Here is a 26,108-nt window from a genome sequence, read left to right on the forward strand (position 1 = left end):
AAATGATTCGTACGCAATTTACTGCTGAACTTGCAAAGAAACAATCAGATCTTCGTTACCTGATCCCATTCTTAAGCCTGTTATAGGCGCACAATCGCGATAATCAAGTCCGCTGGCAACGCGAACATATCTGTGGTCGGGAGAAATCTGATTAGAAACGTCAAATCCAACCCAGCCGAGACCCGTTACATAAGCTTCAGCCCATGCGTGGGTAGCATCTTGGTCTACGCGGTCATCCATCATCAAATAACCACTGACATAACGAGCAGCAAATCCCATCTTACGAGCTGCAGATACAAAAATATGGCTATGATCCTGACAAACCCCGGCGCCCGTCTCAATCGCTTGTTCGGCCGTGGTGTTTACGATCGTATTACCGGTGTTATAGCTAACCGCATCACGAATTTTTGCAGACAAGGCATGAAGCTTGGACAAGTCATCCGAATATTCATCCCCGACAGTTTTGATGATCTTTTTCACTCCAGAGCCACATTTGGTCAACTTTGTGGAGCGTTGATAAAGCCATAATGGAATATGGGAAATATGTTCGCCGACAATTCCGTTACGATCAACGGTTTCAACCTCACCTTCGCAATGGATTATGAGTTCATTTTGATGAGGGAACACTTTAATCAATTGAACGCGATTAAGATTATGATCCTCGTATTCAAGTTCTTTATGGCCACCTTCCACGGTGGTTTCCCATCGAATGACCTTTTGTCCATGATACGGTTTTGGCGTTAAGCGAAGTTGTTGAACCCCATAGGGAACGCTTTCATCATATCGGTAAGTTGTCGTGTGAGAAATTGTTAAAATCATATCAACCTCTCTAACTCGTAAACCGATAGTCAACTTCGATCTGCTGGCCGAGTTGAGTAATATTAGTAATAAAACTGCTTAAAAATTCATGCAGCCCGTCTTCAAAAATACTATCAATGGTTATCTCTGAAAGCCCTTCCTTAAGTGAGTTAACAAGGGTGTGAGACGGCAATTCAAGATCATAGTCCTTTGCTAGATAATCCAAATTGGTCGCAATTTTACCGACACAAAAGCCCAACGAGCGAGGCACACGTTTATCTAGGATAAGAAAGTCCGCAATTTCTCGCGGCGTGAGTTCACCTCCAGAAATTGACTTGAATGAATTCAGCGCGGAGACAGATCTTAAAATTGTTTCCCATTGAACGTTATCGAGCGACGATCCCACAAGAGAAACCGAAGGCAACAATACATGATATTTAACGTCCAAAATCCGTGCTGTATTATCGGCGCGTTCTAAAAAGGTCCCAAGGCGGGAGAAGTCAAATATATCATTGCGCAACATAGTGCCATGCAATGCACCGCGCACCAGTGCTGATTGTTGACGAATAAGCCCCAACACAGCAGGCAGTTCTTTTTGACGAACTGGTCGCGAAAGAGCTTCACTTAAGTTTATCCAGTTCTCGTTGACCGCTTCCCATACCTCGCGCGTAAGCGCTGTGCGTACCAATCGGGCATTGTTTCGCGCAGCCTCGCTAACAACGACAACACTGGATGGATTTTTCTTGTCACGAAGCAAAAAGTTTATCACAGAATCTGCATCAAACTTGTCATAGTGAAGCAGATAGGTTTCTCGCATTCCTGACGTTGTTAAAATGGACGACCATTCATCTTCTGAAGTTGCAGTTCGGGTCAACGCAATACGAAAACCAGCATCCAAAATACGAGCGGTATTTTCGCTGCGCTCTAAATAGCGGAACATCCAAAACAGACCACCAGCTGTTTTACCTAGCATGATTGACCTCCTGAATTTGTACAAACACCTTCATTGATCAATCCCTCAAAACCCAAGTATCTTTGGTGCCACCACCCTGACTTGAATTCACGACGAGCGAACCTTTTTTCAAAGCAACACGGGTTAATCCACCCGGCACAATGTCAATCTTTTTCGGCGACACTAAAACAAATGGACGTAAGTCGACATGGCGTGGCGCCAAGCCTTTCTTGGTCAATATCGGCACGGTCGACAAGCTAAGTGTTGGCTGCGCGATATAATTATCTGGATTTGCTTCAAGCTTCTTGCGGAATGCTGAAATCTCTTTCTTGCTCGCAGCTGGACCAACCAACATGCCATAGCCGCCAGAACCATGCACTTCCTTGACAACCAAATCTTCAAGATTATCCAGCACATATTTCAGCGAATCCGCCTCAGAGCAACGATATGTTTCAACATTCTTCAAAATTGCTTTGCGACCTGTATAGAACTCAACGATCTCAGGCATATAACTATACAAAGCTTTATCATCGGCAATACCCGTACCCGGCGCATTGGCAATTGTAATGCCGCCTGAACGATAAACATCAAAGATGCCTGGCACACCAAGCATGGAATCTGGGTTGAAATTCAAAGGATCAAGGTATTCATCATCAATACGACGGTATAAAACATCAATGGCTTTGTAGCCTTGGGTAGTCCGCATCGCAACGCGACCATCGATAATCTGAAGATCATGTCCTTCAACGAGTTCTGCACCCATCTGCTCAGCGATAAAGGAATGTTCAAAATATGCAGAATTATAAATACCTGGCGTGAGAACAGCGACAACCGGCTTGTCTTCACATTTTAACGGTTTGGATGCCCGAAGAGATTTTAGCAAACGTTCTGGATAGTCACTCACCGCTCGCACACGGTTTGATGAAAACAACTCCGGGAACATCTGAAGCATCGTTTCACGATTTTCCAACATATAAGACACACCCGAAGGTGTTCGGGCATTGTCCTCAAGCACGAAGAAGTCATCTTCGCCCGTTCGCACAATATCTACGCCAACAATATGCGTATAAATATTCCCCGGTGGTGTGAAGCCAATCATCTTGGGTTCAAACGCCTCGTTATTTGCAACAAGGCTTTTGGGAACAACACCAGCTTTTAAAATTTCCTGGCGATGGTAGATGTCATGAAGGAAGGCATTTAACGCTTGAACGCGCTGCTCTATTCCTTCGGCGAGTTTTGAAAACTCTCTTGCCGCCAATACACGCGGAACGATATCGAAAGGAATTAAGCGTTCTGTCGCAGCATCATCTCCATAGACATTGAAAGTGATACCTGTACGGCGGAAAAATATCTCTGCTTCTTCAGCTTTTTTAGTGAGGATTTTTGGGTCTTCAGAATTAACCCAATCGTGTATAGATTGATAAGGATTACGTGGGTCAACACCCTTCGCAAACATTTCATCAAAGAAAACTTGATCTTTACTCATAATAAAAGACTACATTTCTAACAATTGATTACAACCCCCAAAAACTATATTTCTCCGCTCAAAACTATATTTTCAAATTCTCAGTAAAGGCTATTAGGTTTATCAGATGCAAAACTTAAACACTTGCTCAATAATTCATCAGTTTGGAAAGTTAGAGGACGTGATTGAAATTGAGACATGTGAGTTAGCAGACTGCGGTCCAGATGAAGTTTTGGTTAAAATGGAGTTTGCCCCCATTAATCCATCGGATTTAATTACAATAAGCGGTGCATACCGTGGTCGCACACAATTGCCATTTCTCCCGGGATTTGAAGGTGTCGGGATCGTTCACAAAGTTGGCGATAACGCCACCAAATACAAAGTTGGTGAACGTGTAATGCCCATCCGCCAATCAGGCACCTGGCAACAATATCAAATCGTGACCAGCGAAAATTGTTTTAAGATGGATGATCGTCTTTCAGCGCAAGATGCCGCCATGTCCTACATCAATCCTATGACGGCGATTAAAATGGTTGATGAAATTGCTCAAGTTGCGCAAACACACAAAGTTCTCGTCAATGCGGCAAATTCTGAAATCGGACATATCATTATCGAACTTTGCCTAAGGATTGGTTCTGATATCACAGCACTCGCGCGCTCAGATCGATCTGAAAATGAATTAACCCGTAAGTTTGGCGATCACATCGCCGTTCGAAACCAAGATCAGTTTATATCTTCTAAGAATTCACAGACTTTCGATACAATGTTTGATGCGATTGGCGGACCCATAGCCGAAGAGTTGGCGTTCTCCCTCAAGACAAATGGTATGATTGTTCATTATGGACTTCTATCGGGTACGCCCATCAGCCCAAAACTCAACCAGGAGCGCCCTGACATTCAACTCAAACTCTACTGGTTGCGCAACTGGGTTCACCAAGCACCTTATGAAGATGTGCAGGAAATGTTTGATAAATCAGCCGCGTTGATTTTGGATGGCACGATCTCAACGCGTGTGTTTAAAACATTGCCGTTGAACAAAATCAGAGAAGCAGAACGAGTTCTCAATGATCCACAAAGATCGGGCAAAGTCTTGCTTGATTTACACGCCTAACGCTCATCCATTTGCTTGATGAAGAATTTTTCAAGCCAGCCTGTTGGCAGAGTTGATATCAACCAGATAAAAAACGCCTGATGCCATGGAAATATGATCCGACCTTTATTGCGCTTAAGGCCATGGATAATTTTCTCAGCGGCCTCATCAACGGGCATAACAGACATATTCTTCGGCGCATTTTGCACCATCGGAGTTTTTACAAAACCAGGACAAACAACACTAACGCCGACGCCATATTTTGCATACTGACCCCGCAATGCTTCGCCATATAGCCTCACCCAAGCTTTACTGGCAGAATATCCAGCGGGTCGCCCAAATGTTCGAAAACCAGCCAGCGAACTCAAAACGGCTATCTGCCCGCTTTGGCGTTCTTTTAATCGTGGCAGCAATGGTTCAAGCATATTGAGAACACCGAAAACATTGATCTCCGTCGTCAAACGAATGAAATCCGTATCCTCATATTGGCGCCCCACCCCTGCACTTGCTATCACCAAATCAAATGTGTGCTTGTCGTCCAATGAGAGCAAAAGCTCGCTCATTTCTTTATCATCGCGCACATCAATTACATGAGAAGATGCCGTTGCACCCTTCGCACTGCAATGCTCTGTAATCTCGTTAAGTCGCGCCTCATCACGACCCAACAAACAAAGATGCACACCTTTTGATGCAAGCTGAATAGCCAGCTCAGCGCCAATGCCACTTGAACCACCAGAGATGACAATGTTTTTAAATTCTAATTGCTGCACGAATTCACCTTCATAGATTTAAATAATGTGCTCACACCCATGCCACCCGCTGTTCCCAATGTGGCCAGCGACACAGCATTGTCCTTAAAATTTTGGTCCCTCAACATTTGTGCGAACAAACGAACCACCAAAATTGCACCCGATGCGCCGAACGGATGACCCAACGCTAGTGCACCACCATCCAAATTCACGCGATCTGATTTAATGTTCAATCCATCAAGCGAGGCTAAAACCTGCGAAGCAAAAGCTTCATTGAACTCGACATATTGAAGATCCTCAACGCTGATACTTGGCTGGCGGTCGAACAGGTAATTCGTCGATGCAATAGGACCAATGCCTAAATGATTGGGATCAACACCACGGGTGGCACCATCGATAAATGCGATGGCCTTTTCAACGCCAAGCGCTTTAGCTTTGGCCAGACTTGTTATGACAACCAGTGCCGCACCATCGTTTAATGGACAGGAATTTCCTGCCGTCACCGTTCCGTCTGATACAAACTTTGATGGTAAGGATGCAAGCTTTTCTAAACTCGTATCATCCCGCGGACATTCATCTAAGTCTACCGATTGAGCACCCACAGCAATCGAAACAATTTCCTCTTTGAATATCCCTGATCGTTGAGACTGAACCGCGCGCTGATGGCTTTGCAACGCAAAAGCATCCTGCCGCTCTCGTGAGATGAAATAGGTTTTTGCGACATTTTCAGCCGCAACGCCCATGTCAGGATCACCAATGCTATCAGGCGAAAACCTTGCACGATCATAAAACTGCAACTCTTGGCTCGAGGCTGAAGTTCGCTTGGCGCGTTTTGGAGCTGTGCTGACACTTTCAACACCCCCGGCAACATAGATATCCCCCGCGCCAGACATAATCATACGACATGCGAGATTGATTGCTTCAAGCCCACCGCCACATTGCCTGTCGATGGTAAGACCCGGGACTTGCAAATCAAATCCAGCCATGAGAGCCGCCAATCGAGCAACATTGCCACCGCCACCTGCAGCATTGCCAACAATCACATCATCAATCTCGGAAGGTTCAATCTTTGCCGTTACAACTACATCTTTTAAAACGGTCGATAACAGCGCCTCGGCAGTAACATCTTTAAACATGCCATGCGCACGACCAATCGCGGATCGCTTTGCAGCTATGACAACAGGAAGACGTGCATCATCTAATTCAGAATTGTTGTAATTGGTCATTTTTGTCCGCTACCCAATCCATCAATATCTTTTTTGAAATCTTGCCACTTTCCGTCATCGGCCAAGATTGCGTTTCATAAATTACCTTGGGATTAGCATATGATGGTAGCGATTGGCGACAATGGGCCAACAATTCTTCTTCTATTATATTTGCACCTAAAACAATCGCGACGAGTTTTGTTCCCAAATGCTCATCATCCATTCCCAAAACCACAGCGTTTTCAACGGCATCGAAATCCATCAAAACCGCCTCGACGCTTGAAGGATATATATTATTGCCGCCTGAAATGATCATATCACCTTCACGGCCAGCAAGTGTAAGGCGGCCAGCATCATCTAACGTGCCAATATCGCCAACACTTGCCCAACCATCTACCTGAACAAATCCAGCATCATCGTGAAGTGACAGATAACCATCGCAAACGAGATCACTTTTAACCCATACCGTTCCTGATTGATGTATAGGAACAGCTTGACCTTCCTCATCTCGGATCTCTAAATCAACCCCGGAGAAGGCTTTGCCGACATCATCATCATTTGGCGACTGCCGAACAGCATATGTCACAAAACCAAGTTCAGACGCACCGTAATATTCAAAGATTTGAACGTTCGGCATAAGTTTACGCACCCGCGCCAACAATGCGCCATCGAGTTTGGCCCCAGCAGTCACGATGGAGGTAATTTGGTCAAGCTTAAGGTTTCCGATCTCAAGAACCTTGCATAAAGCCGACAGCATGGTTGGCACCAAGACCAAACGTTTTGCATGGTGTTCTTGGGCAAGTAAAACCAATTGCGCGGCATCGAATTTTTCCATCGAGATAAAGTGCGCACCAGCACAAAGTGTTTCGGCCATCGCATAAAGCGATAAGCCATGCGCCAGCGGCCCCGGAGAAATTGTGGTCGTTGTCTCATCCACCCCAAAAACAGATTTGCTGTATTCAAGGCTAACCTGCCAAGACAAACGATTGCGGATAAAAGCTTTCGGCTGGGAAGTAGTGCCAGATGTGAGCCCGATTAAAAATGGTGTTTTCGCACCATCATCATTATCAGACTTAATATCATGGGGTGTTAAACCCTCAGCATAGGACTGGATCTCGGTAAGATCATGATCGAGCTGTTCAAATAAAGAATGGGAGAAGCAAAAATTCGGCTGTACATCGTCCAAAACAGACTGGATCTGGGCGGATTTGAGAGCCGATGACAATAATAGGCAACAATGTTGCCCGTAAGTTGCGGCCAGAAACTGGCTAACAAATTGTGTAGAATTTTCGGCGATAACTGCTAGCACATTTGTATCAAACCGATGCTGTATCTGCCGCATATTCTGACCTTCAATGCGACAAATCAATTCATTACGCTTAGCGATTAGATCTTTAAACGAATAGCTCTCGTTGCCGATCGTAACCGCGTTTGCGTTTGGCTTTAGATCACACCATTTTTCAATATCTGAATGAAACGGCATGATCTAAATTTTACTTAAGTGCGATTGGGTAAATACGCCGAACAGCGACGGTCACGAGCATGGCAATGACAGCCTTAACCAAATCGCCTGGGACAAAGACAAGTGAACCAAGATAGACATCAATGAAGGATGATCCTGTGTTCCGCGCAATCCACAAAATACCTGGAAGATAAACCACACAAATACCGCCTAAGAAGCAGGCTATGAAAATGATGAAATGTGCGCGAATGTTGACTTGTGTATCAGAAATAAAGTTCTTGAGGATAAATCCGATCACATAAGCACCGAAGAACCAGCCCACAAGGAAGCCGCCGCTATTGCCGATGAAGTGTTCAATACCGCCGCGTCCACCAGCAAGTAAAGGCAGTCCAGCCAGAACCAAAACCAAGAAGACGAGAACAGCCAACGCACCACGCTTTGGCCCCAGGATGGTACCTGCAAGCATAACACCAAGCGTTTGCGCTGTGATTGGTGCGGGAATTCCAACTACAGGAATTGCAGGCAATAAACCCAAAGCCGCGATGATAGCCGCAAACAATGCGATAAATACAATATCTTTGGTCGCCAAAGTATTCTCCAATTTTAAAAAGGTAGTTTAGTTAGTCCAGCATTCTTGCATCGATAGCGTCCGAAATATCGTCCGCGCGTTTAAGCGTTAATACAATTAATGGAACAATGAGAGCGAGAGGGTTTGAATTTAAACCACGAGCTGCTTGAGCTTCTTTGATATCCATCCCCAATTTAAAAATCTCCGGAATAAACCGTAACGTTAACGACAGCGTCAGGCTGACCGTTTTGGGCTTAATAAACGGGATAAATGACAATGGCAACAATAGGCTCTCAATAAAGTCCATGAAATCCTCAATCCGGGTTGTTACGGTGACGCATGCAGCCATAATGACAAGGCTTGTGAGCCTTAAAAATGTCAGCAAGCCAGCGTTGAGATCATTCACAAAAGCACTAAAAATCGAGAACAATAAAACCATAAAAAGCGGCAATAGAAACATCGCTTTAAGACGTCTTGCTGGCACTTTGACATAAACAACCAGCGCTATCGCAGATACCAATATGGCTACCAAAATGCGCAAGTCTTCAATCTGGTAAAAGATTATGGAAAATGTGATGAGCAGAAAGAATTTGCTCCACGTCGGTATTCTGTGGAGAACTGAGTTGCCTGGAAGATAGAACGATAAATCCATCAGACCGCCATCTTCGTTTTGTACCAGGAAATCGCCGCCTTGGGTGTATCATCGGCCGCAATGCGGCCATTATCAAAAACCAAAACGCGATCAAATTCACTTAATAGTTCAAGGTCGTGCGTAACCAGCACCACATATTGCTCAAGCCCCATGATAGTTGATGCAATTGCATTGCGATTACGAAGATCAAGCAACGTCGTCGGTTCGTCAAATACGATCATTTTTGGTTGCATGACAAGAACCGAGGACAAAGCGATCATCTGCTTTTCGCCACCACTTAGCATGTGCACCGACCGGTCTTTAAGATGGAGCAAATCAAATCTCGACAAGATCTCTACGACCTTGGCTTTACGTTGATCTTTGGGAACATTAAGCCCCTTAAGCCCAAGTTCAATATCCTCAGCAACAACGGGGTAAACAATCTGGTTATCAGGGTTTTGAAACACAAAGCCAACATTTCGGCGAACGTCTTTAACAGCGTCTGCAAGATCAAATCCAAGAACTTTCACGCTGCCATCTGTTGGTGTTAGCAGACCATTTAAAATTCTTGCAAAGGAACTTTTGCCAGACCCATTTGCCCCGATGATCCCAATCCGATGCTCTGAAGCTTGAAAAGTTAGATCATGCAGCACTTTTTGATCGTTACGCACCAGATTAACATCAGCAAACTCCAGCACAGCATTTTTAAGATCATCTGCCATTTACAAAAGCGCCGATAGTTTTTCACGCAGGGGTGATGCAATGGTCGCGGGCTGCCCCATCTTATCTACAAAGACCCATACCGCGTTTTCTTCGACTATCAAACGAGGATTACGTTCGCTCTCATCGAACATTTGGCAATGCAGTACCATGCTTGTATTTCCTAATTTTTGAAGCGAAACCTCAATTTTATAAAGGCGATTAAAGTGGGCCGGCAAATGATAGGTCAGTTCAATTTTTTTGATAAAAAAACGATACTCTGAAGTTAATGGGTTGATATCAGACACAAAATTGTTGGTCTCAATCCAATCCGTTATAGCTTCTTCAAAATAGCAAATATAAGCTGAATTATGCACATGGCCATGCATATCTACATCGCGAAACGGCACTTTAATTGTATAAGCACTCAAGCTGTAAATCCCTTTAGATAAACAATTAGTGTTTTGTCGATGCGAGATATAACTGTATAGCGATATTGGGTCTAGTCACCAACAACCCGGATCAATAATTATCCAACTCTGGTCTGTTATCCAGCACCCAGATTATTGCAATTTTATACACTTTATCATAACAAAATTTAATGCCTGACATTAGCTATACTTATGCTTGCAATTTTACCATATAAGACTTGCAGTTATTGTTGAGCGCGCTAATATAGACCTAAAAATTATAAAAACAGAGTAAAAGTTACTGAAAACAGGGTTCGGGAGTAAATTTTGGCATGATCACATCGGGTGACGAGAATGTCGTGGTAGCCAATAATGTCTGGAAAATTTTTGGAGATCGCGCCAAAGAGGCATTAGAAGCCATTAGGAAAGATAATCTTTCTAAAGCAGAAGTTTTGGAACAATACGGCGCAGTAGTCGGCGTAAAAGACGTAAGCATCAGCGTAAACAAGGGTGAAGTTTTTTGCATTATGGGGCTATCAGGCTCCGGCAAATCAACTCTTGTTCGCCATATCAACCGCTTGATTGAACCCACACATGGGGAAATTCTTATCAACGGTGTGAACGTCGGAAATCTCAATGCAGAAGATTTAAGAGTAATGCGAGCCGACAAGATCGGCATGGTGTTTCAAAACATGGCGCTGTTGCCGCACCGTACAGTAAGTGACAATATTGCATTTTCACTTGAGCTTAGAAATGTAGATGCATTCACACGATCACAAGCTGCGGAAAAGGTGATCGAAACCGTGAGTTTACAAGGTTATGGCGATCGCTATCCATCGCAATTATCCGGTGGTATGCAGCAACGCGTAGGTCTTGCTAGAGCACTTGCAGCTGATCCAGACATTCTATTGATGGATGAGCCGTTCTCGGCGCTTGATCCATTGATTAGACGTGGACTGCAGGACGAGTTCTTGGCGTTATCTAAAGTTATGAAGAAAACAACTTTGTTCATTACCCACGATCTGGACGAAGCCATTCGCATGGGTTCTCGCATCGCCATTATGAAAGACGGTGAGATCGTTCAAATCGGAACGCCTGAAGATATTGTAACAAAACCCGCGGATAAATACGTGGCTGACTTTGTTGCAGGGATTTCGAAACTAAAACTAATCTTTGCCCATACAATCATGCAGCCCATCGCTAAATATGAAAAAGAGAACGGTAAAATCAAAGACATGTCTGCATGCCCAACCGCGGATACAGAAGATGACTTAGATACACTCGTGGGACACGCCGTTGGTCAAGATAATCCTGTGGTTATTATGAGTGATGGGAAACCAGTCGGCATCGTGACCAAAGATGCTCTATTACGCGGCGTTCAGGGGGAAGCATAAAATGGAAACGGAAAAAGATATTCTCAAGCCATTTAAAGAATTTGCCGGACCGAACGGCGAATATTATGGCAATACCTTTTTAAAAATTCAAAAAGCAACACTCAGCAAATTCCACATCAATATTGCCGCAGCGATTGGCAGTTTTATTTGGGCGGCACTTCGCGGCAACTGGCTCTTGTTCTGGGTTGCATTCCTGATCGATCTCGTAGCGTTGATTAATCTGGCATTGGTATCAAAATATGCGCAGGCCGCAATTGATAATGCTGACAAAGACTATCTTGTCGTTCGTTACGAGGGCTGGTCATCTGACCACCTCTTAGGTGCTATTGCCGTTTTTATCTTGGGGCGATTGTTTGTAGGTTGGCTCGCAGACCGGGTCTATTACAACCAATATAACAAATGGCGTGTTGATCGCTCGGTCAATTCAGGCTCGAAATCTTCGCGTTTAGTATTGGTTGCGGTCATTGCGGCACTCATTGCACCTCTAATGCTCTATCGCTCAAGTCAGTTTGCCCCAGATGCGCGTACTTGTATTAAGCAAGACCGTGCTATTGAAAAAGGTGAAATTGTACCGTTTAAAGATAAGTTTGATTGCGCAATTATCGGTGAGTTCCCAACTTTAGTTTGGTTGGAAAGACCTGATGAAATCACCTACCCGCGCGATGAAAACGGCAACCGATTTGTCGAACGCAAGCCAGCGCGTGAAGGTTTGCCACCGCTTGATCTAAACAAATATGCAGCACAAGCCATTGACGATGGTATTGGATATTTGACAGCTTTTTACGGTTTCTTCTTTGACGGTATTACCGCCTTCCTAAGAACCATGCTGAATATGATCACTGCCGTGTTTGTAGGAACGCCTTGGATTATTGCCATGGGTGCAATCTTAGCGATATCATATTTCCTAGCGGGCACGCGGATAACGATTTTTGTTGGCGCATCGCTGGGATATCTTGCCTTGTTTGGCTTCTGGCAAACTGCAATGGATACGCTTTCGCTTGTTGCCGCCTCATCAATTATTTGCGTGGTCTTCGGGTTACCTCTTGGCGTATGGGTCGGGAAATCAACCCGCGGTCAAAGTATCGTCACACCTATATTGGATATTATGCAGACGATACCATCATTTGTGTATCTATTACCGGCTGTGGCCTTCTTCTCAATCGGTAAACCACCAGGCATTCTCGCTACTGTGATTTTCGCAATGCCGCCAATGGTTCGTTTGACAGCTTTGGGCTTGCGCCACGTGCCTGAGAACACAAAAGAAGCAGCGTTGGCCTTTGGTGCAAATCCACGCCAGTTGCTGACAAAAGTTGAGCTACCGCTTGCTTTGCCATCCATTATGGCAGGGGTCAACCAAGTGGTTATGATGAGCCTTTCCATGGTTGTGGTCGCAGCGCTGATTGGCGCTGGTGGCATGGGCTTTATCGTAACAGAAGCCCTGGCAAACACACGTACAGGTGCTGGTATATTAGCGGGTATCGGAATTGCACTATTGGCCATGATGGTTGATCGTGTTGTGCAAAAGGCTAATCCAACAGCCGAGAAATAAAGAGAATATTCATCGGCATGCTTGCCGATGATTGAAATTGAAAATGAGTTACAAGGGAGACAATAATGAAACTCATCAAAACACTAACACTAGCAGCGGCACTGACTGCTTCTGCATCAACATTCAGCTATGCAGCTGATGCGAAAGTTGCAATCTCTGACCTTAACTGGACAGGCGCAAAAGCAATTGCACATGTTCTTAAAGCAGTAATCGAAGGGCCACTTGGTTCTGAAGCTGAAATCATCGAAGGTCTTTCTGACCAAGCCATCATCAGTGCTGGCATGGACAAAGGTGATGGTTCTGCAGATGTTTGGACAGACATGTGGATGCCTAACCAGCAAGGCCCATGGGACAAATACATTGTTGAAGCGAAAACAGTTGCTCACAACTCACCATATCTTGGCACACAGCAAATGTATGTGCCTGCATACATGGCTGACAAAATCAAAAACTTTGAAGATCTAAATGATCCAGAAATCGCTGCCATGTTCGATTCTGACGGCAACGGCAAAGGCGAATACTGGGCAGGTGATGCATCTTGGAAATCAACAAAAATCTGGCAAGTGAAGATGAAAGATTACGGTCTTTCAGAGCTTTGGGAGCCAAACATCATTTCTGATGCAACATTTAAAGCGCAGCTGAAAGCAGCTTACGGCAATCAGAAGCCAATTATGTTCTACTACTGGACACCGGAGTGGATCCACGCTGCTTACGATCTATCACCATTGGCTGAGCCAACAGGTGAAGAAGGCTGTATCGATCTTAAACTAGATGGTGAAGATTGGCTTGAGGCTTCAACAGCATCATGTAAAACACCGGATGCCGAGATCTTTGTATCTTACTCAAAATCTTTGGAACAGCGTAACCCTGCTGCTGCAAAATTCCTAAGCCAAGTTCAGTTTGACCCTGCAACAGTAAACGACTGGATCTTGAAAATTGGTCGTGATGAAATGGACCCACAAGATGTTGCTGAAGAGTGGGTTGCAGCAAACGAAGACATCGTAAATGGTTGGATTAAATAAACTTTAATCTACTCATCGATTTTCGAAACCGTCGGGATGAAAATTCCGGCGGTTTTTTTATGCGGTAAGCTCGATAATCGCATGGCTTGATCACACACTTGCCTTGTATAATGTTGGCATGTCGAATCAAAAATCTCCCGCTTCTGCCATTTTTCAGATCCTGATCCTTTGGTTCATTGGTCTCACAGCAGCTATGCAATTTGCTAAATTCAGCCTGACTTTCAGCGTGCTGCGAGAGGCGTATCCTGATGCAGGTACAAGCCTTGGTCTTATTGTTTCCATCATTGGATTGGTCGGTATCATCTTTGGCCTTTGGGCCAGCGCGGTTGTCTCACGCTTTGGATTTAAGCGATTATTGATCTATGCATTGATATTGGGGGCTACCTGCTCGCTCTATCAATCATTCCTACCCGATCTGACACCCATGCTCATAAGCCGCGTGGTGGAAGGCCTATCGCACCTGGTGATCGTGGTCGCCGCCCCAACAATGATATCCCGCTTCAGTCCTGAAAAACTAACCGGGGCCACCATGACATTATGGAGCACGTTTTTCGGCGTTGCCTTTACCATCACATCTTGGATAGGTCTGCCATTTCAAGAGACATATGGCATGGATGCATTTTTGCAGATTCACGCTACAACGATGCTTTTGCTGGCCGCCATCGCTTTTTTTGTCATCCCCGAACTGGATATCAAACAAGCATCGGCACAAAGGCTCACTCTTAAGGATCTCATCAAAACCCATTTCGAAGTTTACAGCTCGCCCTACGTATCAGCGCCTGCATTTGGCTGGCTGTTTTATACACTTACATATGTGTCTCTTTTAACAATCCTGCCTGATCTATTCACACCTGAGACCAGCGCATTTTATCTCGGCCTATTACCAATTGTCAGTATTGGTGCATCGATGTTCTGCGGCGTATTTTTGCTAACAAAATTCCACGCCGTCTCAGTTGCAATATTTGGTTTTATTGGCGCAGCATTATCCATCGGATTTTTAATCACAGGTATCCAGATCGAATTCGTGGCAATTTCTATATTCGTCATGCTGGGCGTTATCCAAAGCGCAAATTTTGCATCGATCCCTGCCCTTAATAAAGATGTCAATGATCTTGCGAACGCCAACGGCGCGGTCGCACAAATGGGAAATCTCGGCAATACAACGGGCACACCCATTCTATTATCGATCCTCGTATTCTCGGGTATGAACGGGCTTATTTTGATGATCACTTTGACTTATTTATTTGGCGCGGTAGCTCATTTCTTGCTGGCGAAAAAACGAGCTGCAATAAACTAAGCGAGAGCCATCAATCCGTAAGTGACTTGCGCTGCGGTAAAGTTCCAGCCATCCATATCGTCAATTGGCGCGAGTTCCACCACATCTATGCCCACCAGGTTTCGCCCCTTTAGGGCACTTTTGACGATGTGGATAGATTGATAATAGGAAAGACCACCGGGCACAGGCGTTCCCGTAGCTGGCATTTCAGATGGGTCTAATCCGTCCAAATCATATGAGACATAAATATCTGTCGGAAAATCATCAGGCAGTGTGACTTCATTGATATTACCGAGATAAAGCTCTTCTGCATCGATGTGAAATACGTTTAATTCAACGCGGCGATCAACTTCTTCCTGACACAAAGCGCGTACGCCAAATTGAGCTAAACGCGTTCCCTCATCGCCAAGCAATTGCATCACCGATGCATGGGAATGCTTTTCGTTTTGATAGGCTTTTCTAAGGTCGGCATGCGCATCAATCTGAACAATCCCAACCGAGCGCCCCAACGCACGTTCAACACCCTTCACGGCACCGTAAGTTAAACTATGTTCACCACCCAGGGTCACTGGAATTTTTCCTGCGGTTACGGCAGCATAACTACGTTCTGCCAATCTTTCCATCACATCAGGCAGTGGGCCAGAACAATCAACTTGCGCTTCTGTGAACACACCTTCCTGACAGGGTTCAAACCCGAAGCACAAGCGCTCGAGCTGATCGCTAGCCTCTAAAATCGCAGAAGGTCCCCTACTGGTTCCACTTCCATATGAAACGGTGCGCTCCAACGGCATTGGAATAACGCGAAACTTAGCCCGTACTTCATCGCGTTCTAAATCTGTTAGCTCACTATCTAAAAAACAATTGGCCATTTACGAAATCCGCGTTAAAAAATCATCATAGGTAAATTCTCGAACCATCTTAAGTCCATCGGTTTTCGAATTCCAAAGCGCGATGGCAGGCAACGGCACACCATTGAAAGTATTTGTCTTCACAAACGAATAATGGGCCTGATCTAAAAACGCGATGCGATCACCAATTTGTGGATCGCTTTCAAAGCAATATTCGCCGATCACATCACCCGCCAAACAAGACGGACCACCCAAACGATAGGCCTCCCCCTCTTCCACTTCATCAAGCATTTGCGGGCGATATGGCGCTTCAATCACATCAGGCATATGGCATGTGGCTGAAATATCTGTGATTGCCAGCTTCATTTCATTTTCTGGTAGATCAAGAATTTCACCAACCAAAATTCCAGCATCCAGCGCAACTGCTTCACCTGGCTCTAAGTATATTTCGAGACCAGTATCTTGTTTGATCTCTTGAATAAACTTGATCAAACCTTCGCGATCATAATCGGATCGCGTGATATGATGACCACCGCCAAAATTAAGCCATTTTAAATTAGGTAAGTAACGCTCGATCTTGGGCTTTACAGCTTCCCATGTTCGTAACAGCGGCGCAAATTCTTGCTCACATAAAGTATGGAAATGCAGACCATCAACATGCTGCATGATCTCATCCGTTAGCTTAGAAACAGGTGTTCCTAAACGCGAAAACGGCGCACAAGGGTCGTATTTTTCAACCAAACCTTCCGAGTGTTCAGGATTAATTCGCAAACCAATATGGATATCCTTCCCGCTCTCATTGACCAAAGGCAAAAAACGTTCAAGCTGTGAGGGTGAGTTAAAAATCAGATGGTCGCTGAGTTCGATAATCTCAGGCATATCTTCCATTTTATACCCAGCACAATACGTCGCCAACTCGCCTTGATAATGCTGGCGCGCAAGCCGTGCTTCAAAAAGGCCGGACGAGCAAGTACCCGATAAATATTGGCCAATTAACGGACCAACAGCTGGCAAGGAGAATGCCTTTAAAGCCGAGAGAATTTTCGCACCCGATTGATCTGCGATATCTTTGAGCACGACCAAATTGTTTTCAATCGCCGCTTCATCAATCACAAAACACGGTGATGGCACACGCGTTAAATCAAACCGGGCAAATTCGCCCGGCCCACCGGCTTGTGTTTCCATCATGACCTGATCGTCAGCCATAAATAAACCTAAAAATCTACAGGGCCATCAAGCTCATGAACCTGCCATGGCAAGCCATGCGCGTTGAGCATATCCATATAATCATCTGGGTTAAGCTGTTCTGTATTCCAAACACCCGGTTCTGCCCAATTACCTTTTAATATCTGCGCAGCGCCAATCATTGCAGGAACGCCCGTTGTATAGGCAACAGCTTGAGAGCCCACTTCTGCATAACATTCTTCATGATCGCAGATATTATAGATGTAATAAGTTTTTTCAGCTCCATCTTTCGAACCAGTAACGATATCACCGATACAGGTTTTACCCTTGGTTAGTTCACCTAAATCACTTGGGTCAGGTAAAACCGTCTTGAGGAATTGCAGAGGTATAATCTCAACACCTTCATGCACCACAGGTTCAATACCCGTCATGCCAACATTTTGCAGCACAGTGACGTGATTGATATAAGCATCACCGAAGGTCATCCAAAAACGTGCTCGCTCAACTTCCGGGAAATGCGTCTTAATGCTCTCAAGTTCCTCATGATACATGAGATACATGTTTTTCTCGCCAACGCTTGGGAAGTCAAAGGCGACCTTTTGTGTCATCGCAGGTGTTGTCACCCAAGCACCATTTTCCCAATGACGCGCCGGCGCTGTCACTTCGCGAATATTGATCTCAGGATTAAAATTAGTCGCAAATGGTTTGCCGTTATCGCCACCATTGCAATCCAAAATATCAATCTGGCGAATGGTATCGAGTTTGTGCTTACGAAGCCATGTTGCGAAAACGCTTGTAACGCCCGGATCAAATCCTGAACCCAAGATCGCCGTCAAACCCGCTTCTTTAAAGCGATCTTGATAAGCCCATTGCCATGAATATTCAAATTCAGCTTTTTCCGGTGGCTCATAATTGGCGGTGTCCATGTAATTCACACCGGCTTCAAGACATGCATCCATCAGCGCTAAGTCCTGATAAGGCAGCGCTAGATTGACGAGCAGTTCAGCGCCTGTTTCCTTAATCAGTTTAACCGTTGCGGAGACATCCATCGCATCCAGCTCAGCCGTTTTAATCTCAACGCCTAAACGTTCTTTAACCGCTGCAGCAATTTCATCACACTTGAATTTTCGGCGGCTAGCTAACGTAATCTCGCTAAAAATATCAGAATTCATCGCCATTTTATGCACAGCAACAGAACCAACCCCACCGGCACCAACAACAAGCACTTTACCCATGGATATCCCTTTCAAATTGGATGAAATTAATGCGTTTCCACACCTTCAAAATAGGTGTAACCGTTCATGGCTTCCTTGTAAATCGCCATCATAGTTTTGCGATCTTTGACGCCAATTTTGCCGTCACTCACCGCCTGTTCAAGTATCTTTTTAAATGCGTCCACGCAGTCTTTCGGGTCATATTCAACGTAAGATAATACATCATAAATCGTATCACCTTCGACCTCGTTTAAGAGCTTGAAACCACCTTTGTGATCAAAATCAATTGTCACAACATTGGTGTCGCCAAACAGATTATGCAAATCGCCAAGTGTTTCCTGATAAGCACCGATAAAGAACACGCCAAGATAATAGGTTTCACCTTCGCGCAACACATGCACAGGCAGCGATGACGCATCGCCATCATCTGTGACAAATCGGTCGATCTTTCCGTCTGAATCGCATGTGATGTCAGACAAGATTGCGTGTCGAGTTGGTTTCTCATTTAGTCTTTGCAATGGCATGATGGGATGCAGTTGATCAATTGCCCAGACATCCGGCAGAGATTGGAAAAGCGAGAAATTACAATGGTAGATATCCACCATCTGGTTAAGCTTATCTTCCATGCCTTCGGGCGGAGATTCCTCATTATCAACAATTGCTTTAATCTGGGCGCAAACATGCAGATAAATCTTTTCTGCACGTGCCATCTCGCGAATGGAAATATTGCCAAAACTAAACAGCGTTCTGAGTTCATCTCGATAATAGCGCGCATCGTTGAAACACTCCTGCACGCGATCAAGGGATAGATAATCTTTCACAGCGACCAAGTCTTTAATCAAATGATGATCGCCCGCTTCAGTTTCCGGCATGTCGTCTTTTTGATAGGCCGTTGCTTCAAGCACGCTAAAGACCAAGAAGGATGATTGCGCAACGACTGCCCGACCGCTTTCAGTGACAATTGTCGGATGAGGAAGTTTTGCCTCTTCCATAGCATAGCCAACGGATTCTACAATGTTAGAGCAATATTCGGACATGGTGTAATTCACCGAGTTAACCGCATCACTTTTCTGACCTGTGTAATCAATCCCAAGGCCCCCGCCCAAATCGAGATAAGATAAAGGCACCCCTTCCCCACAAAGGGAAGTAAACACACGGCAGGCTTCTGAAACTGCGCGTCTGACATCATTCACATTTGGAATTTGCGAACCTAAATGCGAATGCTGCAAGACAAGACAATCAATCAGATCAGCTTCCTTTAAACGATCGACAACATCTATAATCTGGTTAATGCTGAGGCCAAATGTTGAGCGATCACCAGAACTCTCAGCCCATTTGCCACTGACGCGATGATTAAGCTTAATCCGAACACCTAACAGCGGCTTTAACCCAATCTCAAAGCTTGTCTCAATCACAAGATCAAGCTCAGACACACTTTCAAGGACAATGACGACATTAAAGCCAATTTGCTGAGCCCGAATGGCAAGTTCGATAAATTCCTTATCTTTGACACCATTGCAGATGATCAAAGCGTCAGGTGATAGCTTTTGGCTGAGCGCTATGACCAATTCAGGTTTTGACCCGGCTTCCAAACCATAATGATAAGGTTCACCATATTCGGTGATCCGATCAATCACCTGGGCTTGCTGATTAACTTTGATGGGGAAAACGCCGCGATAAACACCCTGATAATTATAGCTTTTGATCGCATCGGCGAAACATTGGTTCAAATGATCAATTGAATGCTTCAAATAAGACGCTACGCGCACCAATACAGGTGTTTGAATACCACGGGCTTCAAGGTTAGAAACGATCGAAGGCAGGCTAAGCGGCGTTTCATCAGGTTTTACAGGATTTAACAGCGCTAACTCGCCGTTATCCTGTTCACAAACAAACCCATCCCCCCAACGCTCTACGCCATAAATGTCTGCCAATATCGTTCCAACCTTTTAATATCACATGATAAATTCGTGCAGATCGGTAAATCGGATTATGGAAGAATTATCAAGATAAATCTTCATCACAAACCCTACTATAGTCCAAAACTCCTACATATTAGCATAGCAGACAGAGTTCTGATATAATCGTCAAAATACATGTAATTAGATTTCTGGAGTTTGTTTTGCAGTTCACATTAATGATCGAAGAAAACAGAACCAAAGATTTGCTGAAATATCAACAATTGCTGGACTTACAATCAAGCCTACTTTTGAGAACACCTCAGCTTGGTCCGATTAAGATTGAAAAATTGGACGCGTTTAAAAAGTTCATGTTTAACTTTGGCATTCCAAAATCAACACGATCATTGTTTAACGCGCATGGTCAGCAATCCCGTAAATAATCCATAGATCATTGCATGTTTAACGGTAATTGCTTTCATCAAACGCAAAAGTATCAGGCACATCACCAACAATGCAAATCTTTGCAGTTGATCTGAACATTTGGTTTAAATTAACTTCATCAGCCGACGATGTCCGGCTTATTTTTATATTTCGATTTGGTGCCAGGAATTATAAAATAATTGACAAATGGCTTCATGAGCATTGGAAGCAAATATATCGGGAACTGGCCAAGAGCAAACCATAACCAGGTAAACTCAGGCAAGCTGCCTCCGAAAGCAGCAACCATCAAGCCCATATTGCGTGTACCACAAGTATGAGCAATGGCATATGCATCCTCCCGCCCCATTGGGAGAAATAAGAAAAACGTGAGCACAATCTGACCTAACGCCACTACGAAAGTAAGACCAACTACCCCCAAAGTGACAAGGGGTCTGTCGGATATACTTTCAGCGACACCATCCATTGCTGCGACAGCAAAGATCAACAATAGGATTACATTCAAGCCAGAAATCATATCAGAATTGCGTTCTAGCCGTTTAGTACCCACCACTTTCCTTATGCAGATCGCAATAATCAGGGCACCAACCAAGAGTACTGATAATTTTGCAGCTAGACTGGCTACACTCAAAGGAAGCGATGACCCAAGCATCAACTGACCCAAAATAGTCGCGGTGACAGGTGTAACCAATAAAGCGACCACAGATATAGCTAAACTCAGCGCACCATTAAGGCCAAGCATATACAAAAAAGCCGGAGCGGCCATCACGGGCGGAGCTGCGGTGGCAATGTAGATTGCCAACACTATATCCTCGCCCCAAGTATCCGGTGCCAAATAATTAAAAATGACAAACGAGAAGAATGGCAATCCAATCATCATCCATGCCAAAACCCCAAGCAAAAAAAACGGTCGTTTTAAGCGGGTTTTAATGGCGGCATGGTCAACCTTCAAAAATGCCAGCGTGAGCAAGAGTAAGACCGCAAGTGTAAGATAGGGGCGCAAGTAAGACGAAAGACTTGGAAGCGCGACGCCGATAAAGATACTTATCGCGAGCGCTGTCGTTCCATGTCGTCCAACATATCCCAAAACTGAATTAAAAACTGCTGCAGTCACACTCTATTCTCCGGAATAGTCCTGAAATTTTCGATTAAAATGATGGTGAATGGTTAAAGCAACTCAATATATTGCCTTAATAATTTCTACCAAAAACTGAATTACACCATACGGTTAAAATTCATAAATTTTGAATTGAGTTTACGGTTGAATTTCCAAAACTACAACTAAAGATTACTATTTGAATACAAATTAACGTAACGCTTAGATACAAAAAAGGCCCTGCTTTTTGCGAGGCCTGAACTTTTATGCACTCGACGTTTTCGCGTTTTGAAGAACGTCTGTTGCTTGTTTTGCAAAGATACATTTGCTCTCGGCGTTTTTACGTTTGTAAAAAGCGCCTGCCGCTACGGGTACAGTGTATGATTTGTGGTATGTAACGCTTCCGTTTTACGGAAGCTTTTTATGTGGGGAGATTTTTACGCACTCGACGTTTTCGCTAAGCGAAGAACGTCTGTTGCTTATTCCGCATTTTTGCTTTGCAAAGAATGCTTTGGTTGCGGGAGTAGGATTTGAACCTACGACCTTCAGGTTATGAGCCTGACGAGCTACCGGGCTGCTCCATCCCGCGTTAAAAGCTTTAGCTTTTGACGCTGCGTCGCCAGTTAACTTTGCGCAGCAAAGATAACGAGAGACATATTCGCCTTAATCTTGTTGGTTTGAATCTTGCGCTTCGCCTTTTGGCTCAACGTGCGATATCAAACTGTAATATTGCCAAGAATTCAGCAATAAATCTCTAATTTAGAGATGCGTTTTTATTCTCGCCCCAAAGTTATTGGACAAGATTGTCTTTTAGTCTTTGGGAATGAGGATATTTATTATTGTTGAGAGTTTTATATGCGTTTTGCAGACCTGGCAGCGACCTACTCTCCCGTGCCTTAAGACAAAGTACCATCGGCGCTAAGGCGTTTCACGGCCGTGTTCGGAATGGGAACGGGTGCAGCCACCTTGCCATAACCACCAGGTCGGCAAAAAGCATATAAAGTTAAGAAACTGGTCGTTGTTTATTTATGGTTTAAGTCTTGCGCTTCGCCCTTTGGGCTCAACGTGCGACATTAAACTGGTATCACTGATAATTCAGTGTTTTCGGCGTTATCGCTAATGTTGCTGTCTTATTAATTTAAAACACACGTGAAGCTTAGCTTCGCGCACGTTTTAAATCACTAAGATGAACATAAGCAATGAGAACAATCAAGCCAATCGAGCTATTAGTACTGGTAAGCTTCGCACATTACTGCACTTCCACACCCAGCCTATCAACGTGGTAGTCTTCCACGGCTCTCAGGGAATACTCGTCTTTGGGTTAGTTTCCCGCTTAGATGCCTTCAGCGGTTATCTATTCCGTATATAGCTACCCTGCTATGCTGCTGGCGCAACAACAGGTCCACCAGAGATACGTCCACCCCGGTCCTCTCGTACTAGGGGCAGATCCCATCAATATTCCTACGCCCACGGCAGATAGGGACCGAACTGTCTCACGACGTTCTGAACCCAGCTCACGTACCGCTTTAATTGGCGAACAGCCAAACCCTTGGGACCTGCTCCAGCCCCAGGATGCGATGAGCCGACATCGAGGTGCCAAACAACCCCGTCGATATGGACTCTTGGGGGTCATCAGCCTGTTATCCCCGGCGTACCTTTTATCCGTTGAGCGATGGCCCTTCCACGCGGGACCACCGGATCACTATGACCGACTTTCGTCTCTGCTCGACTTGTCAGTCTCGCAGTCAGGCAGGCTTATGCCATTGCACTCAACGACCGATTTCCGACCGGTCTGAGCCTACCTTCGCGCGCCTCCGTTACTCTTTAGGAGGCGACCGCCCCAGTCAAACTACCCACCACACACTGTCCTGGATCCGGATAACGGACCGCAGTTAGACATCCACGAAGATAAGGGTGGTATTTCAAGGATGGCTCCACCCCCACTGGCGTGAGAGTTTCAAAGCCTACCACCTATCCTACACATGCCTTGGCGAATGCCAGTGTGAAGCTATAGTAAAGGTGCACGGGGTCTTTCCGTCTGACCGCAGGAACCCCGCATCTTCACGGGGAATTCAATTTCACTGAGTCTATGTTGGAGACAGCGGGGAAGTCGTTACGCCATTCGTGCAGGTCGGAACTTACCCGACAAGGAATTTCGCTACCTTAGGACCGTTATAGTTACGGCCGCCGTTTACTGGGGCTTCAATTCAGAGCTTGCACTCCTCCTCTTAACCTTCCAGCACCGGGCAGGCGTCAGACCCTATACGTCGTCTTGCGACTTCGCAGAGCCCTGTGTTTTTGATAAACAGTCGCTACCCCCTGGTCTGTGCCACCTATATCTACTTGCGTAAATACAGGTCACGCTTCTTCCGAAGTTACGCGTGCAATTTGCCGAGTTCCTTCAACATAGTTCTCTCAAGCGCCTTAGTATTCTCTACCTGACCACCTGTGTCGGTTTGGGGTACGGTCTATACGGTGGAGCTATTTCCTGGAACCTCTTCACTGCACAACCAATCCAATAAGGATGTACAATTTACGAGATCCGTCACTACCACCAGGCTGCAGAATATTAACTGCATTCCCATCGACTACGCCTTTCGGCCTCGCCTTAGGAGCCGGCTAACCCTGCTCAGATTAACTTTAAGCAGGAACCCTTGGTCTTTCGGCGAGAGGGTCTCTCACCCTCTTTATCGTTACTCATGTCAACATTTGCACTTCTGATACCTCCAGGATCTCTCACGAGTATCCCTTCGCAGGCTTACAGAACGCTCTGCTACCGCACTATAAATAGTGCCCTCAGTTTCGGTGCATGGCTTTAGCCCCGTTACATTTTCGGCGCAAGAACCCTTATTTAGACCAGTGAGCTGTTACGCTTTCTTTAAATGATGGCTGCTTCTAAGCCAACATCCTGGTTGTTTTGGGATTCTCACATCCTTTCCCACTTAGCCATGACTTGGGGACCTTAACTGGAGGTCAGGGTTGTTGCCCTCTCCACTACGGACGTTAGCACCCGCAGTGTGTCTGCCAATTAGTACTTCCGGGTATTCGGAGTTTGGTTAGGATCAGTAAGTCGTTGGGACCCCATAGCCCATCCAGTGCTCTACCCCCGGAGTATTCGATTGACGCTCTACCTAAATAGATTTCGCAGAGAACCAGCTATTTCCAAGTTTGATTGGCCTTTCACCCCTAGCCACAAGTCATCCCGACACATTGCAACGTGTATGGGTTCGGTCCTCCAGTTGGTGTTACCCAACCTTCAACCTGCTCATGGCTAGATCACTTGGTTTCGGGTCTAATGCAACAAACTAATCGCCCTATTAAGACTCGCTTTCGCTACGCCTACACCTATCGGCTTAAGCTTGCTTGCTACACTAAGTCGTTGACCCATTATACAAAAGGTACGCGGTCAGCCTTGCGGCCTCCCACTGTTTGTAGGCATCCAGTTTCAGGTACTATTTCACTCCCCTTGTCGGGGTGCTTTTCACCTTTCCCTCACGGTACTGGTTCGCTATCGGTGATGCACGAGTACTTAGGCTTGGAGGGTGGTCCCCCCATGTTCAGACAGAATTTCACGTGTTCCGCCCTACTCGAGGACAATAGATCGATTAACGCGTACGGGGCTATCACCCACTACGGCACGACTTTCCAGACGCTTCCGCTTTTCTTACTATTGCCACTGGCCTGGTCCGCGTTCGCTCGCCGCTACTAACGGAGTCTCGGTTGATGTCCTTTCCTATGGGTACTTAGATGTTTCAGTTCCCCACGTTCGCTTCATACACCCTATTTTATTCAGGTGCAGATACCTTTTATCGATATCTAGAAAGATAAGATGTTCAAAAAAGAACACCTTAAATTTTCTAGACATCTAAGGTAGGTTTCCCCATTCGGATATCATCGGATCAAAGCTTATTCGCAGCTCCCCGACGCTTTTCGCAGCGTATCACGTCCTTCATCGCCTGTGCATCCCAAGGCATCCACTAAATGCCCTTAAGTCACTTGATTATTCTCATTGCTAATGCCCATCTTAGCATCCCAAAAGGAACGTCTAAAATGCCACTAGCGCGTCCAGCATAATGTCTTGAAGTGTTTCTCGACCAATCTCAAAACCACAACGGCTTAGAGACCTAAAATCAAAGATTTTAGAAAGTCGATAACC

General features: G+C 45.2%; 21 protein-coding genes, 1 tRNA gene and 2 rRNA genes. 6 read left to right on the plus strand and 18 right to left on the minus strand.

Features of this window, described 5'->3' with window-relative positions; translation table 11 throughout:
• Positions 1–18 precede the first annotated feature (18 nt).
• From ACZ1GZ_RS16110 to ACZ1GZ_RS16120, 3 genes are read right to left on the minus strand one after another with little or no spacing between them, the layout of a single operon-like run.
• Positions 19–819, minus strand: coding sequence for a transglutaminase family protein (locus ACZ1GZ_RS16110; RefSeq protein WP_472665894.1), 801 nt, complete (start codon positions 817–819; stop codon positions 19–21).
• Positions 820–829: 10 nt separating this feature from the next.
• Positions 830–1,771, minus strand: a complete 942-nt coding sequence (locus ACZ1GZ_RS16115) for an alpha-E domain-containing protein (RefSeq protein WP_472665895.1) — start codon at positions 1,769–1,771, stop codon at positions 830–832.
• Between the two features lie 37 nt (positions 1,772–1,808).
• A complete protein-coding gene (locus tag ACZ1GZ_RS16120; protein ID WP_472665896.1) occupies positions 1,809–3,236 on the minus strand; it encodes a circularly permuted type 2 ATP-grasp protein in 1,428 nt (475 codons plus the stop codon).
• Positions 3,237–3,342: 106 nt separating this feature from the next.
• Between ACZ1GZ_RS16120 and ACZ1GZ_RS16125 the strand changes: the two genes are divergently transcribed.
• Complete coding sequence (locus tag ACZ1GZ_RS16125; RefSeq protein ID WP_472665897.1) at positions 3,343–4,326, plus strand: zinc-dependent alcohol dehydrogenase family protein; 984 nt, start codon at positions 3,343–3,345, stop codon at positions 4,324–4,326.
• Here the strand turns inward: ACZ1GZ_RS16125 and ACZ1GZ_RS16130 are convergent.
• The 7 genes from ACZ1GZ_RS16130 to ACZ1GZ_RS16160 are packed head-to-tail and all read right to left on the minus strand — an operon-like array spanning position 4,323 to position 10,050.
• Complete coding sequence (locus ACZ1GZ_RS16130) at positions 4,323–5,075, minus strand: SDR family NAD(P)-dependent oxidoreductase (protein WP_472665898.1); 753 nt, start codon at positions 5,073–5,075, stop codon at positions 4,323–4,325. The genes ACZ1GZ_RS16125 and ACZ1GZ_RS16130 overlap by 4 nt on opposite strands.
• Entirely contained in the window at positions 5,063–6,280 is a 1,218-nt protein-coding gene (locus ACZ1GZ_RS16135; protein WP_472665899.1) for a thiolase family protein, read from the minus strand. The genes ACZ1GZ_RS16130 and ACZ1GZ_RS16135 overlap by 13 nt, the downstream gene beginning before the upstream one ends.
• Positions 6,258–7,742 carry an AMP-binding protein gene (locus ACZ1GZ_RS16140; protein WP_472665900.1) on the minus strand — a complete coding sequence of 495 codons (1,485 nt, stop codon included), beginning with the start codon at positions 7,740–7,742 and terminating at the stop codon, positions 6,258–6,260. Before ACZ1GZ_RS16140 ends, ACZ1GZ_RS16135 begins: the two co-directional genes overlap by 23 nt.
• 10 nt (positions 7,743–7,752) lie before the next feature.
• Positions 7,753–8,310, minus strand: coding sequence for a biotin transporter BioY (locus ACZ1GZ_RS16145; protein ID WP_472665901.1), 558 nt, complete (start codon positions 8,308–8,310; stop codon positions 7,753–7,755).
• A 31-nt stretch (positions 8,311–8,341) separates the two neighbouring features.
• A complete protein-coding gene (locus tag ACZ1GZ_RS16150; protein ID WP_472665902.1) occupies positions 8,342–8,941 on the minus strand; it encodes an energy-coupling factor transporter transmembrane component T family protein in 600 nt (199 codons plus the stop codon).
• Complete coding sequence (locus tag ACZ1GZ_RS16155; protein WP_472665903.1) at positions 8,941–9,642, minus strand: energy-coupling factor ABC transporter ATP-binding protein; 702 nt, start codon at positions 9,640–9,642, stop codon at positions 8,941–8,943. The genes ACZ1GZ_RS16150 and ACZ1GZ_RS16155 overlap by 1 nt, the downstream gene beginning before the upstream one ends.
• Positions 9,643–10,050 (minus strand): acyl-CoA thioesterase, encoded by a 408-nt coding sequence (locus ACZ1GZ_RS16160; RefSeq protein ID WP_472665904.1) that lies wholly within the window; start codon positions 10,048–10,050, stop codon positions 9,643–9,645.
• 311 nt (positions 10,051–10,361) lie between these two features.
• Here ACZ1GZ_RS16160 and ACZ1GZ_RS16165 point away from each other — a divergent pair, with 311 nt between their 5' ends.
• The 4 genes from ACZ1GZ_RS16165 (at position 10,362) to ACZ1GZ_RS16180 (ending at position 15,291) form a co-directional block, all read left to right on the plus strand.
• The gene (locus tag ACZ1GZ_RS16165; RefSeq protein ID WP_472665905.1) at positions 10,362–11,423 is read left to right on the plus strand and encodes a quaternary amine ABC transporter ATP-binding protein; all 1,062 of its coding nucleotides are present in this window, start codon (positions 10,362–10,364) and stop codon (positions 11,421–11,423) included.
• Position 11,424: 1 nt separating this feature from the next.
• Entirely contained in the window at positions 11,425–12,972 is a 1,548-nt protein-coding gene (locus ACZ1GZ_RS16170; protein WP_472665906.1) for an ABC transporter permease, read from the plus strand.
• Positions 12,973–13,037: 65 nt separating this feature from the next.
• The gene (locus ACZ1GZ_RS16175) at positions 13,038–13,994 is read left to right on the plus strand and encodes an ABC transporter substrate-binding protein (RefSeq protein WP_472665907.1); all 957 of its coding nucleotides are present in this window, start codon (positions 13,038–13,040) and stop codon (positions 13,992–13,994) included.
• A 118-nt stretch (positions 13,995–14,112) separates the two neighbouring features.
• On the plus strand, positions 14,113–15,291 hold the full coding sequence (locus tag ACZ1GZ_RS16180) for an MFS transporter (protein ID WP_472665908.1): 1,179 nt from the start codon (positions 14,113–14,115) through the stop codon (positions 15,289–15,291).
• Here ACZ1GZ_RS16180 and speB read toward each other — a convergent pair.
• From speB to speA, 4 genes are read right to left on the minus strand one after another with little or no spacing between them, the layout of a single operon-like run.
• Complete coding sequence (gene speB / locus ACZ1GZ_RS16185; RefSeq protein ID WP_472665909.1) at positions 15,288–16,139, minus strand: agmatinase; 852 nt, start codon at positions 16,137–16,139, stop codon at positions 15,288–15,290. The two genes, ACZ1GZ_RS16180 and speB, sit on opposite strands and share 4 nt — an antisense overlap.
• Positions 16,140–17,324, minus strand: coding sequence for a carboxynorspermidine decarboxylase (gene nspC, locus ACZ1GZ_RS16190; RefSeq protein ID WP_472665910.1), 1,185 nt, complete (start codon positions 17,322–17,324; stop codon positions 16,140–16,142). It lies immediately after the preceding gene.
• Between the two features lie 8 nt (positions 17,325–17,332).
• Positions 17,333–18,538 carry a saccharopine dehydrogenase family protein gene (locus ACZ1GZ_RS16195; protein ID WP_472665911.1) on the minus strand — a complete coding sequence of 402 codons (1,206 nt, stop codon included), beginning with the start codon at positions 18,536–18,538 and terminating at the stop codon, positions 17,333–17,335.
• Positions 18,539–18,564: 26 nt separating this feature from the next.
• Positions 18,565–20,451, minus strand: coding sequence for a biosynthetic arginine decarboxylase (gene speA, locus ACZ1GZ_RS16200; protein ID WP_472665912.1), 1,887 nt, complete (start codon positions 20,449–20,451; stop codon positions 18,565–18,567).
• A gap of 188 nt (positions 20,452–20,639) precedes the next feature.
• Here speA and ACZ1GZ_RS16205 point away from each other — a divergent pair, with 188 nt between their 5' ends.
• Entirely contained in the window at positions 20,640–20,858 is a 219-nt protein-coding gene (locus tag ACZ1GZ_RS16205; RefSeq protein WP_472665913.1) for a hypothetical protein, read from the plus strand.
• A 119-nt stretch (positions 20,859–20,977) separates the two neighbouring features.
• Here the strand turns inward: ACZ1GZ_RS16205 and ACZ1GZ_RS16210 are convergent, their stop codons facing one another.
• The 4 genes from ACZ1GZ_RS16210 to ACZ1GZ_RS16225 all read right to left on the minus strand — a co-directional run bounded on the left by ACZ1GZ_RS16210 (position 20,978) and on the right by ACZ1GZ_RS16225 (position 25,954).
• Positions 20,978–21,970, minus strand: coding sequence for a sodium:proton symporter (locus ACZ1GZ_RS16210; protein WP_472665914.1), 993 nt, complete (start codon positions 21,968–21,970; stop codon positions 20,978–20,980).
• A gap of 494 nt (positions 21,971–22,464) precedes the next feature.
• Positions 22,465–22,541: transfer RNA gene (locus ACZ1GZ_RS16215), tRNA-Met, on the minus strand.
• A 279-nt stretch (positions 22,542–22,820) separates the two neighbouring features.
• Positions 22,821–22,935: ribosomal RNA gene (gene rrf / locus ACZ1GZ_RS16220) — 5S ribosomal RNA — on the minus strand.
• Between the two features lie 222 nt (positions 22,936–23,157).
• Positions 23,158–25,954, minus strand: a 23S ribosomal RNA gene (locus ACZ1GZ_RS16225).
• Between the last annotated feature and the right edge of the window lie 154 nt (positions 25,955–26,108).

The sequence above is a fragment of the Lentilitoribacter sp. JB5-8 genome (genome assembly GCF_055693385.1).

Coding starts and splice junctions, on each gene's coding strand:
- ACZ1GZ_RS16110 (WP_472665894.1), bottom strand. CDS start 819: ATGATTTTAACAATTTCTCACACGACAACTTACCGATATGATGAAAGC.
- ACZ1GZ_RS16115 (WP_472665895.1), bottom strand. CDS start 1,771: ATGCTAGGTAAAACAGCTGGTGGTCTGTTTTGGATGTTCCGCTATTTA.
- ACZ1GZ_RS16120 (WP_472665896.1), bottom strand. CDS start 3,236: ATGAGTAAAGATCAAGTTTTCTTTGATGAAATGTTTGCGAAGGGTGTT.
- ACZ1GZ_RS16125 (WP_472665897.1), top strand. CDS start 3,343: ATGCAAAACTTAAACACTTGCTCAATAATTCATCAGTTTGGAAAGTTA.
- ACZ1GZ_RS16135 (WP_472665899.1), bottom strand. CDS start 6,280: ATGACCAATTACAACAATTCTGAATTAGATGATGCACGTCTTCCTGTT.
- ACZ1GZ_RS16140 (WP_472665900.1), bottom strand. CDS start 7,742: ATGCCGTTTCATTCAGATATTGAAAAATGGTGTGATCTAAAGCCAAAC.
- ACZ1GZ_RS16150 (WP_472665902.1), bottom strand. CDS start 8,941: ATGGATTTATCGTTCTATCTTCCAGGCAACTCAGTTCTCCACAGAATA.
- ACZ1GZ_RS16155 (WP_472665903.1), bottom strand. CDS start 9,642: ATGGCAGATGATCTTAAAAATGCTGTGCTGGAGTTTGCTGATGTTAAT.
- ACZ1GZ_RS16165 (WP_472665905.1), top strand. CDS start 10,362: ATGATCACATCGGGTGACGAGAATGTCGTGGTAGCCAATAATGTCTGG.
- ACZ1GZ_RS16170 (WP_472665906.1), top strand. CDS start 11,425: ATGGAAACGGAAAAAGATATTCTCAAGCCATTTAAAGAATTTGCCGGA.
- ACZ1GZ_RS16175 (WP_472665907.1), top strand. CDS start 13,038: ATGAAACTCATCAAAACACTAACACTAGCAGCGGCACTGACTGCTTCT.
- ACZ1GZ_RS16180 (WP_472665908.1), top strand. CDS start 14,113: ATGTCGAATCAAAAATCTCCCGCTTCTGCCATTTTTCAGATCCTGATC.
- speB (WP_472665909.1), bottom strand. CDS start 16,139: ATGGCCAATTGTTTTTTAGATAGTGAGCTAACAGATTTAGAACGCGAT.
- nspC (WP_472665910.1), bottom strand. CDS start 17,324: ATGGCTGACGATCAGGTCATGATGGAAACACAAGCCGGTGGGCCGGGC.
- ACZ1GZ_RS16195 (WP_472665911.1), bottom strand. CDS start 18,538: ATGGGTAAAGTGCTTGTTGTTGGTGCCGGTGGGGTTGGTTCTGTTGCT.